Raw genomic sequence first — 15,419 nt, 5'->3', positions numbered from 1 at the left:
GGGCCTGAATCGGGGCTGCAGAGGTGGCTTGTGTCCCGCTGCGAAAACGGTCAGCTGCGAAAAGCTCAGCGCGAGAACATGAGTGCGCGCTTGACCTCTTGGATCGCCTGGGTGACCTGGATGCCACGCGGGCAGGCGTCGGTGCAGTTGAAGGTGGTGCGGCAGCGCCACACGCCGTCGATGTCGTTGAGGATGTCGAGACGCTCGACGGCGCCCTCGTCACGACTGTCGAAGATGAAGCGGTGTGCGTTCACGATCGCCGCCGGGCCGTAGTAGCTGCCCTCGTTCCAGAACACCGGGCAGCTGGTGGTGCAGCACGCGCACAGGATGCACTTGGTGGTGTCGTCGAAGCGGGCGCGATCGGCCGCGGACTGGATGCGCTCACGGGTCGGCTCGTTGCCACTGGTGATCAGGAATGGCTTGATCGCCCGGTAGGCGTCGAAGAACGGCTCCATGTTGACCACGAGATCCTTCTCCACCGGAAGCCCCTTGATGGGCTCGATGGTGATGGTGATCTCCTTGTTCTTGTCTTTCGGGAGTAAGTCCTTCATCAGCAGCTTGCAGGCGAGCCGGTTCACGCCGTTGATGCGCATGGCGTCCGAGCCGCACACCCCGTGAGCACAACTGCGCCGGAAGGTGAGCGTGCCGTCGAGGTAGCCCTTGACGTAGAGCAGCAGGTTCAGCAGGCGGTCGGTCGGCAGCGCCGGGACGCGGAAGCTCTCGAAACCCTGTGCGTCGGGGTTCTCCGGATTGAACCGGTAGATCTTCAGCGTCACCATCGTCGCCTCGTCCGGAACCGCGGGCAATGGCGGGTCGTCGGACGAGGGAGCCGGATTCTCCATGGTCACTGTCATCAGTACTTACGCTCCATCGGCTCGTAGCGGGTCTGGATGACGGGCTTCCAATCCAGCTCGATGTCGCTGAGCAGATCGTCGCCCTTCTTGTAGGCCATCGTGTGCCGCATGTAGTTGACGTCGTCGCGGTTGGGATAGTCCTCGCGGGCGTGGCCGCCGCGCGACTCCTTGCGGTTCAGTGCGCCGACGACGGTGACCTCGGCCATCTCCAACAGGAAGCCGAGTTCGATGGCCTCGAGCAGATCGGAGTTGAACCGCTTGCCCTTGTCGTGCACACGGATGTGGGCGTAGCGCTCCTTGAGCGCGTGGACGTCGGTGAGTGCCTGCTTGAGGGTTTCCTCGGTGCGGAACACCGACGCATTGGCGTCCATCGAGGCCTGCAACTCGGTCCGGATGTCGGCGACCCGCTCGTGTCCATGCTCGGAGAGGATCGTCTCGAGCCACGCGTCGACCATCGCGGTCGGGTTCTCCGGCAGTTCGGTGAGCTCGGCGGAGTTGGCGTATTCCGCGGCGGCGATCCCGGCCCGACGACCGAAGACGTTGATGTCGAGCAGCGAGTTGGTGCCCAGGCGGTTGGCGCCATGCACCGACACGCACGCGCACTCACCGGCGGCGTAGAGGCCGTGGACCACATCGGTCGCGTTGCGCAGGACCTGACCCTCGATGGTGGTCGGGATGCCGCCCATCACGTAGTGGCAGGTAGGGAACACCGGCACCCATTCGGTCACCGGGTCGACGCCGAGGTAGGTGCGGGCGAACTCGGTGATGTCGGGGAGCTTCTCGTTGAGGACGTCCTCGCCGAGGTGGGTCACGTCGATGTAGACGTAGTCCTTGTTGGGGCCGGCACCCCGGCCTTCGAGGACCTCGAGGACCATCGAGCGCGCGACGATGTCGCGGGGCGCGAGGTCCTTGATGGTGGGGGCGTAGCGCTCCATGAAGCGTTCGCCGTCCACGTTGCGCAGGATGCCGCCCTCGCCGCGGACCGCCTCGGAGATGAGGATGCCCAGACCGGCCAGGCCGGTCGGGTGGAACTGATGGAACTCCATGTCCTCCAACGGAAGTCCCTTGCGGAACACGATGCCCATGCCGTCACCGGTGAGGGTGTGGGCGTTGGAGGTGGTCTTGTACATACGACCCGAGCCGCCGGTGGCGAAGATGATCGACTTGGCGTGGAAGACGTGGAGTTCGCCGGTGGCGAGCTCATAGGCGACGATGCCGGTGGCGACGGGCTCGCCGGCCTCGTTCTCGCTGAGGCAGAGATCGAGCGCGTAGTACTCGTTGAAGAACTCGACGTCGTGCTTGACGCAGTTCTGGTACAGCGTCTGCAGGATCATGTGGCCGGTGCGGTCGGCGGCGTAACACGCACGGCGGACCGGTGCCTTGCCGTGATCGCGGGTGTGGCCACCGAAACGTCGCTGATCGATGCGGCCTTCGGGGGTGCGGTTGAACGGCAGACCCATCTTCTCCAGGTCGAGCACCGCGTCGATGGCTTCCTTGGCCATGATCTCGGCGGCGTCCTGGTCGACGATGTAGTCACCACCCTTGACGGTGTCGAAGGTGTGCCACTCCCAGTTGTCCTCCTCGACGTTGGCCAGGGCGGCACACATGCCGCCCTGCGCCGCGCCGGTGTGGCTGCGAGTGGGATAGAGCTTGGTGAGCACTGCGGTGCGGGCGCGGGGGGCGGCCTCGATCGCCGCGCGCATCCCGGCGCCGCCGGCACCGACGATCAGGACGTCGTAGCGGTGTTCCTGCATGTGTTTCGAATCTCCTGGAGTCGACGAGGGCGGGGCGTCAGAGACGAGAGTCCGTGGCGTCAGTTGACGCTGTTGACGTCAAAGGTCAGAAGCGCATAGGTACCGAGCACCAGCACGAGGATCATCGAGATCCCGAGCAGCACGTTGAGCCAGAACCGGGTGGAGTCCTTGCGCGAGTAGTCGGCGATGACGGTGCGCACACCGTTGCCGCCGTGCAACTGGGCCAACCACAGCATCGTCAGGTCCCAGATCTGCCAGAAGGGTTCCTTCCACCGCGCCGCCACGAAGGAGGCGTCGATGCGGTGCACACCGTTGTCCCAGGCCAACATGATGAACATGTGCCCGATGGTCAGGATGATCAGCGCCAGTCCGGAGAAGCGCATGAACAGCCACGCGTACTTCTCGAAGTTGCCGCCCTTGCGGGCACGCGGGGAGCGCGGGTTGTCGAGGCTGGCCGGCCGGTCGTAGTCGGTGCCGAGCGTCTTGGCCAGGTGTGGGGAGGATGCGGTCATCGGTGATCTCTCCTAGAACGAGTGCTCGATCAGAATCTGCAGGAGCCGCACCGCAGCGGCGGCGAAGACGATCACGAACAGCGTGAGGATCGTCCACAGCATCTGCCGCTGGAACTTGGCACCCTTCGACCAGAAGTCGACGAGGATGATGCGCACACCGTTGAGGGCGTGGTACAGCACACAGGCGACGAGACCGATCTCCATGAGGCCGATGATGGGCGTCTTGTAAGTCTCGATGATCTCGGAATACTTGTTCGGATCGATCCGGATGACCGCGGTGTCCAGAACGTGAACGAACAAGAAGAAGAAGATGGTGACACCGGTGATCCGGTGGAGTACCCACGACCACATCCCGGGGTCGCCTCGGTACAGAGATCGCTTGCGCACCGGGTCGGGTGCGGTTTCGGTCGGGGTGCTCATTGCGAAAATCGGCCTCCAACATCGTCGATGGACTCTGGTGGCAGCCTGCATCTTCAGGCTCCACCATGGACCCATGCATCAGACTCTAAACCTATGCTGAGGGTGGTCGAAAACTGCCCGAACAGATTTGGGCGACAAGAGATTCCGACTTAGGTTTGCCTTACCATTGATCTGACGATGCGCCGGCGAGTGTGATCCGGCCCCGCACTGTTCACCGGGAGTTTGCCCTGTCTGCTGAAATCGACTGGAAAATGTTGCGCCACAAGGCGAATGAGATGATCGCCCGCGCTTACGCGCCCTACTCCCGGTTCCCGGTGGGCGCTGCCGGACTCACCGACGAGGGTGATCTGGTGGCCGGTGGCAATGTGGAAAATGTCTCATACGGGCTCGGTGTCTGCGCCGAGGTCGCGTTGGTGACGGCGCTGGTCGGGTCGGGCCGATCACGACTACGTGCGGTCAGCGTGTGCGACTCGCGCGGGGTGGTGCTGATGCCGTGCGGACGGTGCCGACAGGTGCTCTGGGAGTTCGGTGGCGCGGAGCTGCTCGTCGACCATGCCGACGGGCCACTGCGGCTCGCCGAGTTGCTGCCCCACGCTTTCGGACCCGACGACCTCGGTGCGGGCACCCTCGACGGTGACGGGGAACTGCGATGAGCGCCGAGATCATCGACCCGATCTCGGTCATCGCCACCAAACGCGACGGCGGCTCGCTGAGCGACGGTCAGATCCGATGGGTCGTCGACGCCTACACGCGGGGGTCGGTCGCGCCCGAGCAGATGTCGGCGTTGCTGATGGCGATCGTGCTGCGCGGGATGGACCGTCGCGAGATCGCCACGTGGACGCAGGCGATGATCGACAGCGGGCGACGCGCGGACTTCGGCGATCTGCGCCGCGACGGTCGGCCGCTTCGCACCGTCGACAAACACTCCACCGGCGGGGTGGGGGACAAGATCACCCTGCCGCTCGCGCCCTTGGTCGCCTCGTATGGTGTTGCGGTGCCCCAACTGTCGGGCCGAGGCCTCGGACACACCGGCGGCACGCTGGACAAGCTGGAGTCCATCGCGGGGTGGCGTGCGGACCTGTCGATGGACGAGATACTCGGCCAGCTCGAGGCGGTGGGTGCGGTGGTCTGTGCGGCCAGTCCCGACCTGGCACCCGCCGATCGTCTGCTCTACGCGTTGCGTGACATCACCGGTACCGTCGCATCGATCCCGTTGATCGCGAGCTCGATCATGAGCAAGAAGATCGCCGAGGGCACCGGTGCACTGGTGCTCGACGTCAAGGTCGGCTCGGGGGCGTTTCTCCCCGAACTCGATTCCGCGCGCGAACTCGCGGCCACCATGGTCGAGCTCGGACATCGCGCCGGGGTGGCGACCTCGGCGCTGCTGACCGACATGGACACCCCGCTGGGACGCTGTGCGGGCAACGCCGTCGAGGTCGCCGAATCACTCGAGGTGCTCGCCGGCGGCGGGCCCGCCGACGTCGTCGAGCTGACGGTGGCCCTGGCGCGGGAGATGCTTGCCGCAGCCGGGATCTCCGACCTCGACCCTGCCGACCATCTGCGCAACGGGCGCGCCATGGACTCCTGGCGCGCGATGATCGCCGCGCAGGGCGGCGACCCGGATGCACCGCTGCCCCGGGCCCGGCACACCGACGTCGTCGTCGCCGAGACGTCCGGTCGTGTGCGACGGCTGGATGCGCGAGCGGTCGGCGACGCCGCCTGGCGACTGGGTGCCGGGCGGTCGGTGCCCGGTGAGGCCGTGCAGTCCGAGGCCGGGGTGCAGTGGCACGTGCGTCCCGGAGAGTTCGTCGAGGCGGGTGCGGCGCTGTTCACGCTGCACACCGCGACTCCCGAACGGTTCGGTCCCGCGCGGGCAGCACTGGCGGGCGCGGTCGACGTCGTCGCGGAGCCGAGTTCCGACGGCACCGGTACCGCACCCGAGGCCGCCGCGGTCGCCCGGCCGCTGGTGATCGAACACGTTAGGTTCGGATCATGACGTCGATGCCGCCGCGTTCCCCGCTCGATCCCGCTGCCCTGACCCTCGCACCCAAGGTGCTGTTGCACGATCACCTCGACGGCGGTCTGCGGCCGTCGACCGTGCTGGAGCTGGCCCGGGAGACCGGCTATGACGAACTACCGGCGGAGACGGCCGATGACCTCGCGGTGTGGTTCCGCGACGCGGCCGACAGTGGCTCGCTGGAGCGCTATCTGGAGACCTTCGCCCACACCGTTGGCGTCATGCAGACCGTCGGTGCACTCGAGCGGGTCGCGGCCGAATGCGTGGAGGACCTCGCCGCCGACGGCGTCGTCTACGCCGAGGTCCGCTACGCACCCGAACAGCACCTCGAGCGCGGCCTGGAGCTCGACGAGGTCGTCGAGGCGGTGTTGCGCGGGTTCGCGCAGGGCGAGCGGACCGCCGCGGAGTCCGGTCACCCGATCGCCGTGCGGTGTCTGGTCACCGCGATGCGCCACGCCGCGCGCTCCCGGGAGATCGCCGAACTGGCTGTGCGGTATCGCGATCGAGGAGTGGTGGGATTCGACATCGCCGGTGCCGAGGCCGGTCATCCGCCGAGCCGTCATCTCGACGCCTTCGAATACATGCGGGCCAACTGCGCACCGTTCACCATCCATGCGGGGGAGGCGTTCGGACTGCCGTCGATCCACGAGGCGATCGGTTTCTGCGGCACCGACCGGCTCGGGCACGGGGTGCGGGTGATCGACGACATCACCCTGCCGCCCGGCGCGCAACCCGACGACGACGCGTTTCCCGGTGCCGAACTCGGTTTGATCGCGAATATCGTGCGTGACAAGCGGATTCCGCTCGAGCTGTGCCCGAGCTCCAATGTGCAGACCGGTGCGGTGGCCTCGCTTGCACAGCATCCGTTCAACGTCCTGGCCCGGCTGCGTTTCCGCGTCACCGTCAACACCGACAACCGGCTCATGAGCGACACCACCATGAGCAAGGAGTTCGCGAAACTCTCCGACCAATTCGGTTACGGCTGGGCCGATTTCGAACGGTTCACGGTCAACGCGATGAAGTCGGCGTTCATCCACTTCGACGAGCGGTTGGCGTTCATCGACGACGTCATCAAGCCGGGCTACGCGGTGCTGCTGCAGGGCTGAGGCCCGCGGCTGCCTTCCGGGTGATGTTGTACCCGCAACCCGGGTACCAGATCACCCGGAACCGGCGGTGATGGGCAGCGGTCGCCCGCGCCGTCACCGCTTCTTGACGAGCCGATCCTCGAACTCGTGCTCGAGGGCCCGCCACGCCTCGGCCTCGTTGTCGAACGGGGGGCTCGGCGCCATCCGCTTGGGGTCGGGGTTGGTGGCGTAGTCGACGAACCAGCCGAGTGGCGTCGTCGAGCCCAGCGCTTCGGCCACCGAGTCGTCGCCGGCGTAATCGGCTGCGTCGGTGAACAATTCGACCGCCAGCTCCAGTTGATTGCGATCGATGCGTCGGGGTCCGTCGGTGATGTCCTCGACGAGTCCGGGTAGCACGTAGACGTTGTCGTCGATGACGTCGAACTCCAGGGAACCGTCGGTCGCGGCGACGCGGACGTCGTCGAAGGTCGACACACCCGAGAGATCATGAGAGCTGTCCTCGGCGAGGAACTTCGACAGCGAGCGCGGTGAGGCGAAGACGAAGATCTTGCCGTCGTCACCGAGGAACACCGGATCGTCGCCGAGGTAGCACCGCAACGAGAGGAACTCGCCGGCGCCGGTCACGATGCGAATCGGGTCGATGCCCACCGACGCCCAGAAATCGTCGTCGTCGACGTCCTCGTCGGTGTCCTCTTCTTCGTCGTCGGTGTCGTCGTCGGCGAGATCGGACTCGGAATCGTCGGGCGATTCGGTGTCGGCGTCGCCGACGAGGTCGAGATCCTCGTCGGGCTCGTCTTCGTCCTCGGCGGAGGCCGCGGCCTCGAGTTCGGCCTCGGCGGTGGTCACCGCTGCCTTGTCGACCTCGGGTGTGCTGATGACCTCGTCGATCGCGTCGAGCACGTTGTCCCAGTGCTTGGCGATCAGTCGACCGATGCGCACCCACAGGTCGGTGCCGTCGCGGCCCTCGAAGTTACGGGTGCCGGTGGTCACCGCACCGAGGATCGGGTTGCCGTTGAAGAACTTGGTGATGACGGTCAGCTCGCAGACCTCGCCGAGGATGCGCACGATCTCCAGTGCGTCCTCGAGTTCGGCGATCACCTCCGGTGTCGGGTCCTCGGCGGCAAGCTCGGGGACGCCCACCAGGTCATAGGAGTGGCGGTCGTCGGGGACCAGTTCGTCGGCCTGCAGACCCTTGACGGTTTCCCACGCGGGGTGCTCGACGAGATCGTTGTCGTCGTCGGTGCGGATGAAGGCGACGAGTTCGGCAACACTGCCGAAGACGTAGAGGTCCTCGTCGAGTCCGAGGAATGCCTCCCACTCGTCGTCGCCCTCCCGCCAGCGGGGTGCCCACAGGGTGAAGCTGTTTCCGTCGGTCAGTCCGAGCTCGATGGGGACAATGTCTCCGGCCATGACGTCACAGCGTAGCGATCGCGCCTGTGAGCGCCATACCGGCCCCACGACGGGCAGGTGAACTTCTGCATCGACACTCATCGCGGCCTGTAGAAGCCCTGAAAGCCCTGGCCGGCATTCGTGGTCCGCAGCGGTGAGACCTGGACGGGGTCCCCGGCCTCCACGAGCTGATTGTTGCCCACATACATCGCGACATGACCGTCCCAGACCGCGAGGTCACCGGGCATCAGATCGGCTTGGGCCACCGCGAATCCGGCGGAGTCCTGCTCCTGGGCCAGCCGCGGCAGTTCCAGGCCGGCCTGCCGATAGGCCCACTGGGTCAGGCCGCTGCAGTCGAAACCGCTGGGGTCGGTACCGCCCCACACGTACGGCACACCCTGCTGGCTGAGCGCCGCGCGTACCGCCGCGGCCGCCCGCTCGTTCGGGGCGTGGGCGATCGACCCGTCGGGCAGGGTGATCGCGACCCCGCCCTCGGTGATCGCGGGCCGTTCGCCGGGACCGCCGGTGCGGGTGACCGGTGCAGGTGCATCGTGGCGGGCGAGTTCGGCCAGCGCCGCGGTGTCGGCGGCGAGCTCCGCGCGGGTGCGTTCGACGACCGCCACGCCGCGACCGACGTGATCGATCGCCAGCGGTAGCAGTACCGCGAGTCCGGTGGGAGAGAACAAATCGGCACCGAGGCCGCGCGCAGCCTGATCGAACGAGTCGACCAGCGACTCGAGCTGACGGGCGGCGCCGTGCACCCGCTGGGCCGCGGACTGCGTCAACGTCACGATCTGCGCGTCGTCACCGGTGATCGCGGTGGTGTGACCGGCGGTCACCCGCGACGCCGCTTCGGCGGCCTCGGCGCCGCGCCCCTGCCATTGGCTGCCGAGTCTGGTGGCGGCGGCGAGCGCGTCGTCGCGGGTCGATGCCAGATCCGGTGCGAGGGCCGCGATGGCGCTGACCGGATCATTACCCGGCAGCACACCGGTTCCCAACGCCGTCACCAGGATTCGCAGCGGAGCGATCAACAGGTCGGCCGATGTCATCAGGCGTCCACCTCCGCGGCGGGCCCAGCGGCGATCGACAAGGTGGCGGCCGACATGTCATCGACACCGGTGTACGCGGCCGCCGCAGCGGCACTTTCGCCGGACAGGGTCAGGTGCCGGTCAGCGACGGCGGTCAGCCGGTCGCGCCTGCTGTCGAGGACCCGGCCCAGGGTGGTGAGGAAGTCCGCGCCGATCAGCCCGAAGGTCAGCGCGAGAGGCGTGAGGTCGGTGGCGACCGCGTGGGCGCCGACCCGGGCCGCAGCAGCCGCCTCGCCGGCGGCATGGGCGGACAGTGCCGCGGGGGATACGGAGAGTTGTTCGATCATGCAGATTTGGACGCAACGGCCGGCGCTCTGGTTCCATCGAATCGCGACCGAGCGGCGAGGCCCGATGAGTCCGGTCACGAGGCCGCAGCACTCGCCGCCCACTATGGTTTCCCCATGCCGGTTCACCCCCAGCCCGAACACCCCCAGCCCGACGATCTCCGGTCCGGGCGATCGATGCCCGTGCACGTCGTCGATCATCCACTGGCCGCCGCGCGACTGACGACGATGCGCGACAAGGGCACCGACAACGCGGCCTTCCGGGCTGCGCTGTCGGACCTGACGCAGATGCTCGTGTACGAGGCGCTGGCGGATGCGCCGAGCGAGCAGGTGACCATCCAGACACCCATCACCACGTGCCCCGGCTCGCGACTTGCCAAGCCGCCGTTGCTCGTTCCGGTGTTGCGGGCAGGCCTGGGTATGGTCGAGCAGGCGCATGCGATGGTGCCCGAGGCGCTCGTCGGATTCGTCGGCGTGGCCCGCGACGAGGCGACCGCCAAACCGGTGCCCTACCTCGAATCGCTGCCCGACGATCTCGCCGGTCAGCCGGTGTTCGTGCTCGACCCGATGCTGGCGACCGGCGGGTCGATGTTGCACACCATCGAACTGCTGGTTGCGCGCAACGCCACCGACATCACCGTGTTGTGTGTGGTGGCCGCACCCGAAGGTGCTGCGGCGCTGGAGAAATCGGGCCATCCGGTGCGCCTGGTGGTGGGGGCCGTCGACGACGGTCTCAACGAGGCGTCCTACATCGTGCCGGGCCTCGGCGACGCCGGCGACCGCCAGTTCGGTCCACGCTGAGCGCGACCCGCGCAGGACTCATGCGGCCACCGCCGACCACCGGCCCCGGTGGCGGCGCACCGTCACCGGGTGATCGAAACAGGTGCTGATCGTCGCCGACGTCAGGGTCGCCTCCACGGTGCCCGCGGCGACGACCTCTCCGTCGCGCAGCAGCATCGCGTGCGTGGTGCTCGCGGGGAGATCCTCGAGGTGATGGGTGACCAGCACGCTGGCGAGATCGGCGACGTCGGCGCGCAGCCGATCGATCGCCGTCAGCAGTTTCTCGCGGGCTGCGAGATCGAGGCCGGTGGCCGGTTCGTCGAGCAGCAGCAACGCCGGACGCGGCATCAGCGCCCGCGCGATCAGCGTGCGACCACGTTCGCCCTGACTCATGACCGGCCACAACGAATCCCGGCGCTCGCTCATCCCCAGCATCTCCAGCAGATCGTCGGCGCGCGCATGTTCGTCGACGGTGTAGTCGTGGCGTCGGTCCAGTTCGGGCGTGTTGGTCAGCCCGGTCAGGACCACATCGTGCGCCGAGATCGGCACGTCGATACGCCCGCGCGGATCGGCATGTCCGATGTGGGTGCGTAATTCGCGCATGTCGACGCGACCCAGGCGTTTGCCGAGCACGTGCACGACCCCGGTGGTCGGGTGCGCGCGGGCCCCGAGGATCGCCATCAGCGTCGACTTGCCCGCGCCGTTGGGGCCGAGCAGCGCCCAGTGCTCACCGGGCTGCACGACGAGGTCGACATTGTGCAGCAGGGCCCGGGAACTCCGGATGACATCGATGTGGGAGGCGTCGAGAACTGCGGGCATTCGTCCAGTTGTAGACCTCGTCCGAGGAACCCGGCGCCCGGGGGGCGTCAGTTCGACGCCCAGTACTCCAGCATGGGCTCGGTGGCCAGCGTCGCGCCGTTCTCGGAGATGACCAGCGCCGACGGCGAGACAGTGTAGGTCACGGCGCCGTTACGCGCCAGGTAGGTGGTGCCCACCATCTGCGGATATCCGATCTCGATGGGGTTGCCGTCGGCGAGACCCTTGTAATACCAACGCCCGGTCTGGTTGCCGACCTGACAGATCACCACCTGTGACCGGCTGGTGCGGCCGATGACGATCGCCGGATCGTCGGCGGCGTTGCACCGCGGTCCGGACAGGAATCCCTGCCAGTCGGCGCCCGAGACGGTGGGGTTGGGTCGCACCTGTGGCTGTGTCGTCGTGGTCGACACACCGGTCGGACCCGAGGCGCCCCCGGGGCCGGTGACCGTGCTGGTGACGGTCTGCGTCGAGGCGCTCGCAGCCGTCGTCGACGCCGAGGCCGAGGCCGAGTCATCGGGGTCCGAACCCCGGGTGAGCCAGTACGCGCCGGCCCCCGCGCCGATCACCACCAGCACACCGACCACGATGGCGGCGATCACCAGCGGCGACGACCACGGTGACCGCGGCGGCGGATAGCCCGGCCCGTATCCCTGCGGAGGTGGCGTGGGGTATCCGCCTCCCGGTGGATAACCGCCCGGATCTCCCGGCGGATAGGTCATGGGAACCTCCCTGGGACGCGCGGCGACGATTGGTGCGAACGGTACCGCAGTGGCAAGCCCGACATTCGTGACCCGCGCGAACGTCAAGGCTGTTCAGGGTCAGAGCCTGCCGACGACTGTCGCCAGCAACTCACCCATGTGCGCGGCCGACGCGCGACCCACCTCGAGGACCTCGGCATGGTTGAGTGGCTCACCGGTGATGCCGGCCGCCAGGTTCGTCACCAGTGACACCCCGAGTACCTCGAGTCCGGCGGCGCGCGCGGCAATCGTCTCGTGCACGGTGGACATTCCGACGAGGTCGGCGCCCATCGTGCGCAGCATGCGGATCTCCGCAGGCGTCTCATAGTGCGGTCCGGGCAGACCCGCGTAGACGCCGTCGGCGAGGGTCGGCTCCACCTCGCGGGCCACCTCGCGCAGCCTCGGTGAGTAGGCGTCGACGAGATCGACGAACTGTGCGCCGACGAGCGGCGAGCGGGCGGTGAGATTCAGGTGATCGGAGATCAGAACCGGCTGGCCGACCCTCATGCCGTCGCGCAACCCGCCCGCCGCGTTGGTGAGCACGATGGTGTGCGCGCCCGCCGCCGCTGCCGTCCGCACCGGATGGACGACGCGCGCGAGGTCATGGCCCTCATAGGCGTGGATGCGTCCGAGCATCAGCAGGACCCGGCGGTCACCGATGTGCACCGACCGGATCGTCCCGCCGTGCCCGGCGGCCTTGGGTGAGGTGAAACCCGGCACCGCCGACATCGGCAGCGTCGCGATCGGTGTGCCGAAGGCATCGGCGGCCGGTGCCCAACCGGAACCCAGAACCAGAGCGACATCGTGCGCGGCACAATCGGTTTCGGTGGCGATGGTGGCCGCCGCCGCAATCGCGGCGGCGTCGGGGTCAAGGGTGGGATCCATATGCCTCACCCTATGACCTCCGATCCGCGCCTGCCCGGCGCCCGGAGAGCGTGCGTGTGCAGGCGATAAGGTCTGCTCATGCCATTCCTGAGCGAGGAGCCCACCGCCGCCGACGTCGCCGAACTGTTCCTCGGCGCCCCGGGGGTCGAACTCGACGAGACGAATCCGGAAAACCGGTTTGCCCCCGCATGGATCGAGAAGACGAGCGCGTTGCTCGACGACGCCGTCGCTGCAGGCGCGAAGGCCCTGGTCATCACCGCCACCGGAAAGTACTTCACCAACGGTCTGGACACCGACCACATCGCCGCGCACGCCGCGGAGTTGCCCGCCTATCTGGATTCGGTTCACGCGCTCTACACCAAGGTGCTGACATTGCCGGTGCCCACCGTGGCCGCAATCAACGGACACGCCTTCGGAGCGGGCGCAATGCTCGCCCTGTGTGCCGACCACCTGGTCATGCGCACCGAACGCGGCTACTGGTCGCTCCCCGAAGCTGCCCTCAACATGCCGTTCACCCGGGGGATGGCAGCGCTGCTGCGCACGCGGTTGCCCGAGCGCACGGCCACCGAGGCGATGCTGACGGCCCGCCGCTACGGCGCCGACGACGCCGTCACCGCCGGCATCGTCGACGAGGCCGTCGGCGTCGACGAACTGCTCAACCGGGCCGTCGAGGTCGCCGTGCAACGGGCCCCGCTGGCCGGGCCCACGCAGACCCTGATCAAGCGGGGGCTACGACGCCCGCTGCTCGCCGATCTCGCGGTACCGACGCCGCCCGAATTGCTCTGAGCCCGATGCGGCCGGACGACCGACCGGCCCAGCTGTGCATTCCCCGGTGGATGAAAGGAGAAATGTGGTGACGCAGGCCGAGATCGGTGACCCGTCCGGCGGTGTGATCGACACCTGGCTGGCCACCCACCGCGATCAACTGGTCGGCTGGCGCCGACACATCCACGCCCATCCCGAATTGTCCCGGCAGGAGGTGGCGACCACCGAACTGGTGATGGCCGAGCTGACCGCGCTCGGCCTGGCCCCGCGTCGACTCCCGTTGGGTACCGGCGTGGTCTGCGATCTGGGGCCGAGTACCGGCCAACGCATTGCCCTGCGCGCCGACATGGACGCGTTGCCGATCACCGAACACACCGGCCTGGCGTTCAGTTCGACGGTCGACGGGGTGTCGCACTCGTGCGGTCACGACGCACACACCGCGATCCTGCTGGGGACCGCGGCCGCGCTGGCCTCGGCGCCCGAGCTCCCCGTCGGGGTCCGGCTGGTGTTCCAGCCGGCCGAAGAGGTGATGCCCGGCGGTGCGCTCGACGCGGTGGCCGCCGGAGTCACCGAAGGGGTGAGCCGGATCTATGCGTTGCATTGCGATCCGCGCCTGCCGGTCGGCTCGGTCGGACTTCGCGAGGGTGCGCTCACCTCCGCCGCCGACCACATCGAACTCCAACTGCGCTCACCCGGCGGGCACACCTCACGCCCGCATCTGACCGGTGATCTCATCTATGCGATGGGCGCCGTCATCACCGGGCTGCCGGGCATCTTGTCGCGGCGGATCGACCCGCGATCGGGCACCGTGATGGCATGGGGGGCAGCGCATGCCGGCAACGCCCCCAATGCGATCCCGCAGGAAGGGATGCTGCGCGGAACCGTACGTACCGGAGAGCACGGTACCTGGGCCGACATGGAGCCTCTGGTGCGCAGCGTGATCGGCGAACTTCTTGCACCACTGCGGGTTTTGTATGATCTGTCATACTTCCGCGGCGTACCGCCGGTGATCAACGATCCGCTCGCGGTCGAGGTGCTCGCCGCATCGGTGGCCACGCTCGGTCCCACCGCCGTCGCCGACACCCCGCAGTCGCCGGGCGGCGAGGACTTTTCCTGGTACCTCGAACAGGTGCCCGGAGCGATGGGACGCCTCGGCGTGTGGAACGGTCTCGGGCCGCAGCTCGACCTGCACCAGTCCACCTTCGACATCGACGAACGGGCACTCGACGTCGGTGTGCGCACACTCGCCGGCGTGGTGTTCATCGGATCGCCCGGCGCGCCGATCTGAGGCTGTTGTATCAGAACTCTGGGGCTGTAATCAGGCTTCTGGGTGTCTCAGGCTTCGGGGGCGCCCGGACCGGGCCCGACGTTGCGGGCCTCGCGCAGGCGTAGGTCCTGCACGTAGTCGGCGGGTGCGCCGGCCACCTCGGCGGCGTCGGCCATCACACCGAGATAGCGGGCCGAGGGCAGTCCGCCCTCGTAGGCGTCGAGGACGTACATCCATGCCAGGACACCGCCGTCGGCGGTCTTCACCCGGGCCCGGATCTTGCGGTGGATGCCGAGTTCGGAGCCCTCCCACCGGTCGAGGTTGTCCTCGTCCTCGGTGGGAACGTCGTAGAGGACGACGAAGACCTTGGCGTCGGGATCGTCACGGTCCTCGGTGACGGTGGCCAGTGATCCTTCCCACCCGATGTCGCCTCCACCGAAGGTCAGTCGCCAGCCGTGCAGCCATCCGGTTCCCGACATCGGCGAGTGCGGGGCGCGCAGCGCCATCTGCTCGGGATCCATGTTCGAACCGTACGCTGCGTAGATCGGCATAGTCGCCTCTGACCTGCACTTTCCCGCCGGGATGGGGCCCGACCTCATCGATTTGCCGCCACCGGTGCACCTGCGGCCACGACGATCGTATTACGCCGGACGCCGCTGCACGATGCACGCGGTGATCGCCGACCGTGCCACGGCGCAGAAATCGGCAGCGGCGCGCAGGAGTAATCATCGTCGATGGCCTAGGTTGGTCAGCGGAGTCGATA

Annotated in this window: 17 protein-coding genes; 6 read left to right on the top strand and 11 right to left on the bottom strand. The window is 67.8% G+C overall.

Annotated features, from left to right (window positions below):
- Nucleotides 1–65: 65 nt before the first annotated feature.
- Genes QNM97_RS15235 through sdhC form a run of 4 tightly spaced genes read right to left on the bottom strand, consistent with a single transcriptional unit; the run spans nt 66 to nt 3,540 of the window.
- Nucleotides 66–854 (bottom strand): succinate dehydrogenase iron-sulfur subunit, encoded by a 789-nt coding sequence (locus tag QNM97_RS15235; protein ID WP_006367508.1) that lies wholly within the window; start codon nt 852–854, stop codon nt 66–68.
- Entirely contained in the window at nt 854–2,608 is a 1,755-nt protein-coding gene (gene sdhA, locus QNM97_RS15230; protein ID WP_283819228.1) for a succinate dehydrogenase flavoprotein subunit, read from the bottom strand. Before sdhA ends, QNM97_RS15235 begins: the two co-directional genes overlap by 1 nt.
- A gap of 59 nt (nt 2,609–2,667) precedes the next feature.
- On the bottom strand, nt 2,668–3,120 hold the full coding sequence (locus tag QNM97_RS15225) for a succinate dehydrogenase hydrophobic membrane anchor subunit (protein WP_208795649.1): 453 nt from the start codon (nt 3,118–3,120) through the stop codon (nt 2,668–2,670).
- Nucleotides 3,121–3,132: 12 nt separating this feature from the next.
- Nucleotides 3,133–3,540, bottom strand: coding sequence for a succinate dehydrogenase, cytochrome b556 subunit (gene sdhC / locus QNM97_RS15220; RefSeq protein ID WP_208795650.1), 408 nt, complete (start codon nt 3,538–3,540; stop codon nt 3,133–3,135).
- 251 nt (nt 3,541–3,791) lie between these two features.
- On the opposite strand from sdhC, the gene QNM97_RS15215 reads away from it, so the two are divergent.
- Genes QNM97_RS15215 through QNM97_RS15205 form a run of 3 tightly spaced genes read left to right on the top strand, consistent with a single transcriptional unit; the run spans nt 3,792 to nt 6,663 of the window.
- On the top strand, nt 3,792–4,193 hold the full coding sequence (locus QNM97_RS15215) for a cytidine deaminase (RefSeq protein WP_283819227.1): 402 nt from the start codon (nt 3,792–3,794) through the stop codon (nt 4,191–4,193).
- On the top strand, nt 4,190–5,536 hold the full coding sequence (locus tag QNM97_RS15210) for a thymidine phosphorylase (RefSeq protein WP_283819226.1): 1,347 nt from the start codon (nt 4,190–4,192) through the stop codon (nt 5,534–5,536). The genes QNM97_RS15215 and QNM97_RS15210 overlap by 4 nt, the downstream gene beginning before the upstream one ends.
- Nucleotides 5,533–6,663, top strand: coding sequence for an adenosine deaminase (locus QNM97_RS15205; RefSeq protein WP_283819225.1), 1,131 nt, complete (start codon nt 5,533–5,535; stop codon nt 6,661–6,663). The genes QNM97_RS15210 and QNM97_RS15205 overlap by 4 nt, the downstream gene beginning before the upstream one ends.
- A gap of 93 nt (nt 6,664–6,756) precedes the next feature.
- Here the strand turns inward: QNM97_RS15205 and QNM97_RS15200 are convergent, their stop codons facing one another.
- The 3 genes from QNM97_RS15200 to QNM97_RS15190 form a co-directional block, all read right to left on the bottom strand.
- A complete protein-coding gene (locus tag QNM97_RS15200) occupies nt 6,757–8,052 on the bottom strand; it encodes a SatS C-terminal domain-containing protein (protein ID WP_283819224.1) in 1,296 nt (431 codons plus the stop codon).
- 77 nt (nt 8,053–8,129) lie between these two features.
- Nucleotides 8,130–9,080, bottom strand: a complete 951-nt coding sequence (locus tag QNM97_RS15195) for a C40 family peptidase (protein WP_283819223.1) — start codon at nt 9,078–9,080, stop codon at nt 8,130–8,132.
- A complete protein-coding gene (locus tag QNM97_RS15190) occupies nt 9,080–9,406 on the bottom strand; it encodes a type VII secretion target (RefSeq protein ID WP_283819222.1) in 327 nt (108 codons plus the stop codon). Before QNM97_RS15190 ends, QNM97_RS15195 begins: the two co-directional genes overlap by 1 nt.
- A gap of 174 nt (nt 9,407–9,580) precedes the next feature.
- Between QNM97_RS15190 and upp the strand changes: the two genes are divergently transcribed.
- Nucleotides 9,581–10,204, top strand: a complete 624-nt coding sequence (gene upp, locus QNM97_RS15185; protein WP_283823216.1) for a uracil phosphoribosyltransferase — start codon at nt 9,581–9,583, stop codon at nt 10,202–10,204.
- An 18-nt stretch (nt 10,205–10,222) separates the two neighbouring features.
- Here upp and QNM97_RS15180 read toward each other — a convergent pair whose 3' ends face one another.
- The 3 genes from QNM97_RS15180 to QNM97_RS15170 all read right to left on the bottom strand — a co-directional run bounded on the left by QNM97_RS15180 (nt 10,223) and on the right by QNM97_RS15170 (nt 12,624).
- Complete coding sequence (locus tag QNM97_RS15180; RefSeq protein WP_283819221.1) at nt 10,223–11,002, bottom strand: ABC transporter ATP-binding protein; 780 nt, start codon at nt 11,000–11,002, stop codon at nt 10,223–10,225.
- A 47-nt stretch (nt 11,003–11,049) separates the two neighbouring features.
- Nucleotides 11,050–11,721, bottom strand: coding sequence for a hypothetical protein (locus tag QNM97_RS15175; RefSeq protein ID WP_283819220.1), 672 nt, complete (start codon nt 11,719–11,721; stop codon nt 11,050–11,052).
- 99 nt (nt 11,722–11,820) lie between these two features.
- Complete coding sequence (locus QNM97_RS15170; RefSeq protein ID WP_283819219.1) at nt 11,821–12,624, bottom strand: purine-nucleoside phosphorylase; 804 nt, start codon at nt 12,622–12,624, stop codon at nt 11,821–11,823.
- Between the two features lie 78 nt (nt 12,625–12,702).
- Here QNM97_RS15170 and QNM97_RS15165 point away from each other — a divergent pair, with 78 nt between their 5' ends.
- Together QNM97_RS15165 and QNM97_RS15160 are read left to right on the top strand one after the other, a co-directional pair.
- Nucleotides 12,703–13,410 carry an enoyl-CoA hydratase/isomerase family protein gene (locus tag QNM97_RS15165; RefSeq protein WP_208795660.1) on the top strand — a complete coding sequence of 236 codons (708 nt, stop codon included), beginning with the start codon at nt 12,703–12,705 and terminating at the stop codon, nt 13,408–13,410.
- Between the two features lie 67 nt (nt 13,411–13,477).
- Nucleotides 13,478–14,677, top strand: coding sequence for an amidohydrolase (locus QNM97_RS15160; protein ID WP_283819218.1), 1,200 nt, complete (start codon nt 13,478–13,480; stop codon nt 14,675–14,677).
- 47 nt (nt 14,678–14,724) lie between these two features.
- Here QNM97_RS15160 and QNM97_RS15155 read toward each other — a convergent pair whose 3' ends face one another.
- Nucleotides 14,725–15,207, bottom strand: coding sequence for a gamma-glutamylcyclotransferase family protein (locus QNM97_RS15155; protein WP_208795662.1), 483 nt, complete (start codon nt 15,205–15,207; stop codon nt 14,725–14,727).
- Between the last annotated feature and the right edge of the window lie 212 nt (nt 15,208–15,419).

The sequence above is a fragment of the Gordonia sp. L191 genome, assembly GCF_030077625.1.
Classification (GTDB): domain Bacteria; phylum Actinomycetota; class Actinomycetes; order Mycobacteriales; family Mycobacteriaceae; genus Gordonia; species Gordonia polyisoprenivorans_A.
Note: the sequence above shows the minus strand (reverse complement) of the source record. Positions and strands in the feature narration are given on the sequence as shown.

Coding starts and splice junctions, on each gene's coding strand:
- QNM97_RS15235 (WP_006367508.1), bottom strand. CDS start 854: ATGACAGTGACCATGGAGAATCCGGCTCCCTCGTCCGACGACCCGCCA.
- sdhA (WP_283819228.1), bottom strand. CDS start 2,608: ATGCAGGAACACCGCTACGACGTCCTGATCGTCGGTGCCGGCGGCGCC.
- QNM97_RS15225 (WP_208795649.1), bottom strand. CDS start 3,120: ATGACCGCATCCTCCCCACACCTGGCCAAGACGCTCGGCACCGACTAC.
- sdhC (WP_208795650.1), bottom strand. CDS start 3,540: ATGAGCACCCCGACCGAAACCGCACCCGACCCGGTGCGCAAGCGATCT.
- QNM97_RS15215 (WP_283819227.1), top strand. CDS start 3,792: ATGTTGCGCCACAAGGCGAATGAGATGATCGCCCGCGCTTACGCGCCC.
- QNM97_RS15210 (WP_283819226.1), top strand. CDS start 4,190: ATGAGCGCCGAGATCATCGACCCGATCTCGGTCATCGCCACCAAACGC.
- QNM97_RS15205 (WP_283819225.1), top strand. CDS start 5,533: ATGACGTCGATGCCGCCGCGTTCCCCGCTCGATCCCGCTGCCCTGACC.
- QNM97_RS15200 (WP_283819224.1), bottom strand. CDS start 8,052: ATGGCCGGAGACATTGTCCCCATCGAGCTCGGACTGACCGACGGAAAC.
- QNM97_RS15195 (WP_283819223.1), bottom strand. CDS start 9,080: ATGACATCGGCCGACCTGTTGATCGCTCCGCTGCGAATCCTGGTGACG.
- QNM97_RS15190 (WP_283819222.1), bottom strand. CDS start 9,406: ATGATCGAACAACTCTCCGTATCCCCCGCGGCACTGTCCGCCCATGCC.
- upp (WP_283823216.1), top strand. CDS start 9,581: ATGCCCGTGCACGTCGTCGATCATCCACTGGCCGCCGCGCGACTGACG.
- QNM97_RS15180 (WP_283819221.1), bottom strand. CDS start 11,002: ATGCCCGCAGTTCTCGACGCCTCCCACATCGATGTCATCCGGAGTTCC.
- QNM97_RS15175 (WP_283819220.1), bottom strand. CDS start 11,721: ATGACCTATCCGCCGGGAGATCCGGGCGGTTATCCACCGGGAGGCGGA.
- QNM97_RS15170 (WP_283819219.1), bottom strand. CDS start 12,624: ATGGATCCCACCCTTGACCCCGACGCCGCCGCGATTGCGGCGGCGGCC.
- QNM97_RS15165 (WP_208795660.1), top strand. CDS start 12,703: ATGCCATTCCTGAGCGAGGAGCCCACCGCCGCCGACGTCGCCGAACTG.
- QNM97_RS15155 (WP_208795662.1), bottom strand. CDS start 15,207: ATGCCGATCTACGCAGCGTACGGTTCGAACATGGATCCCGAGCAGATG.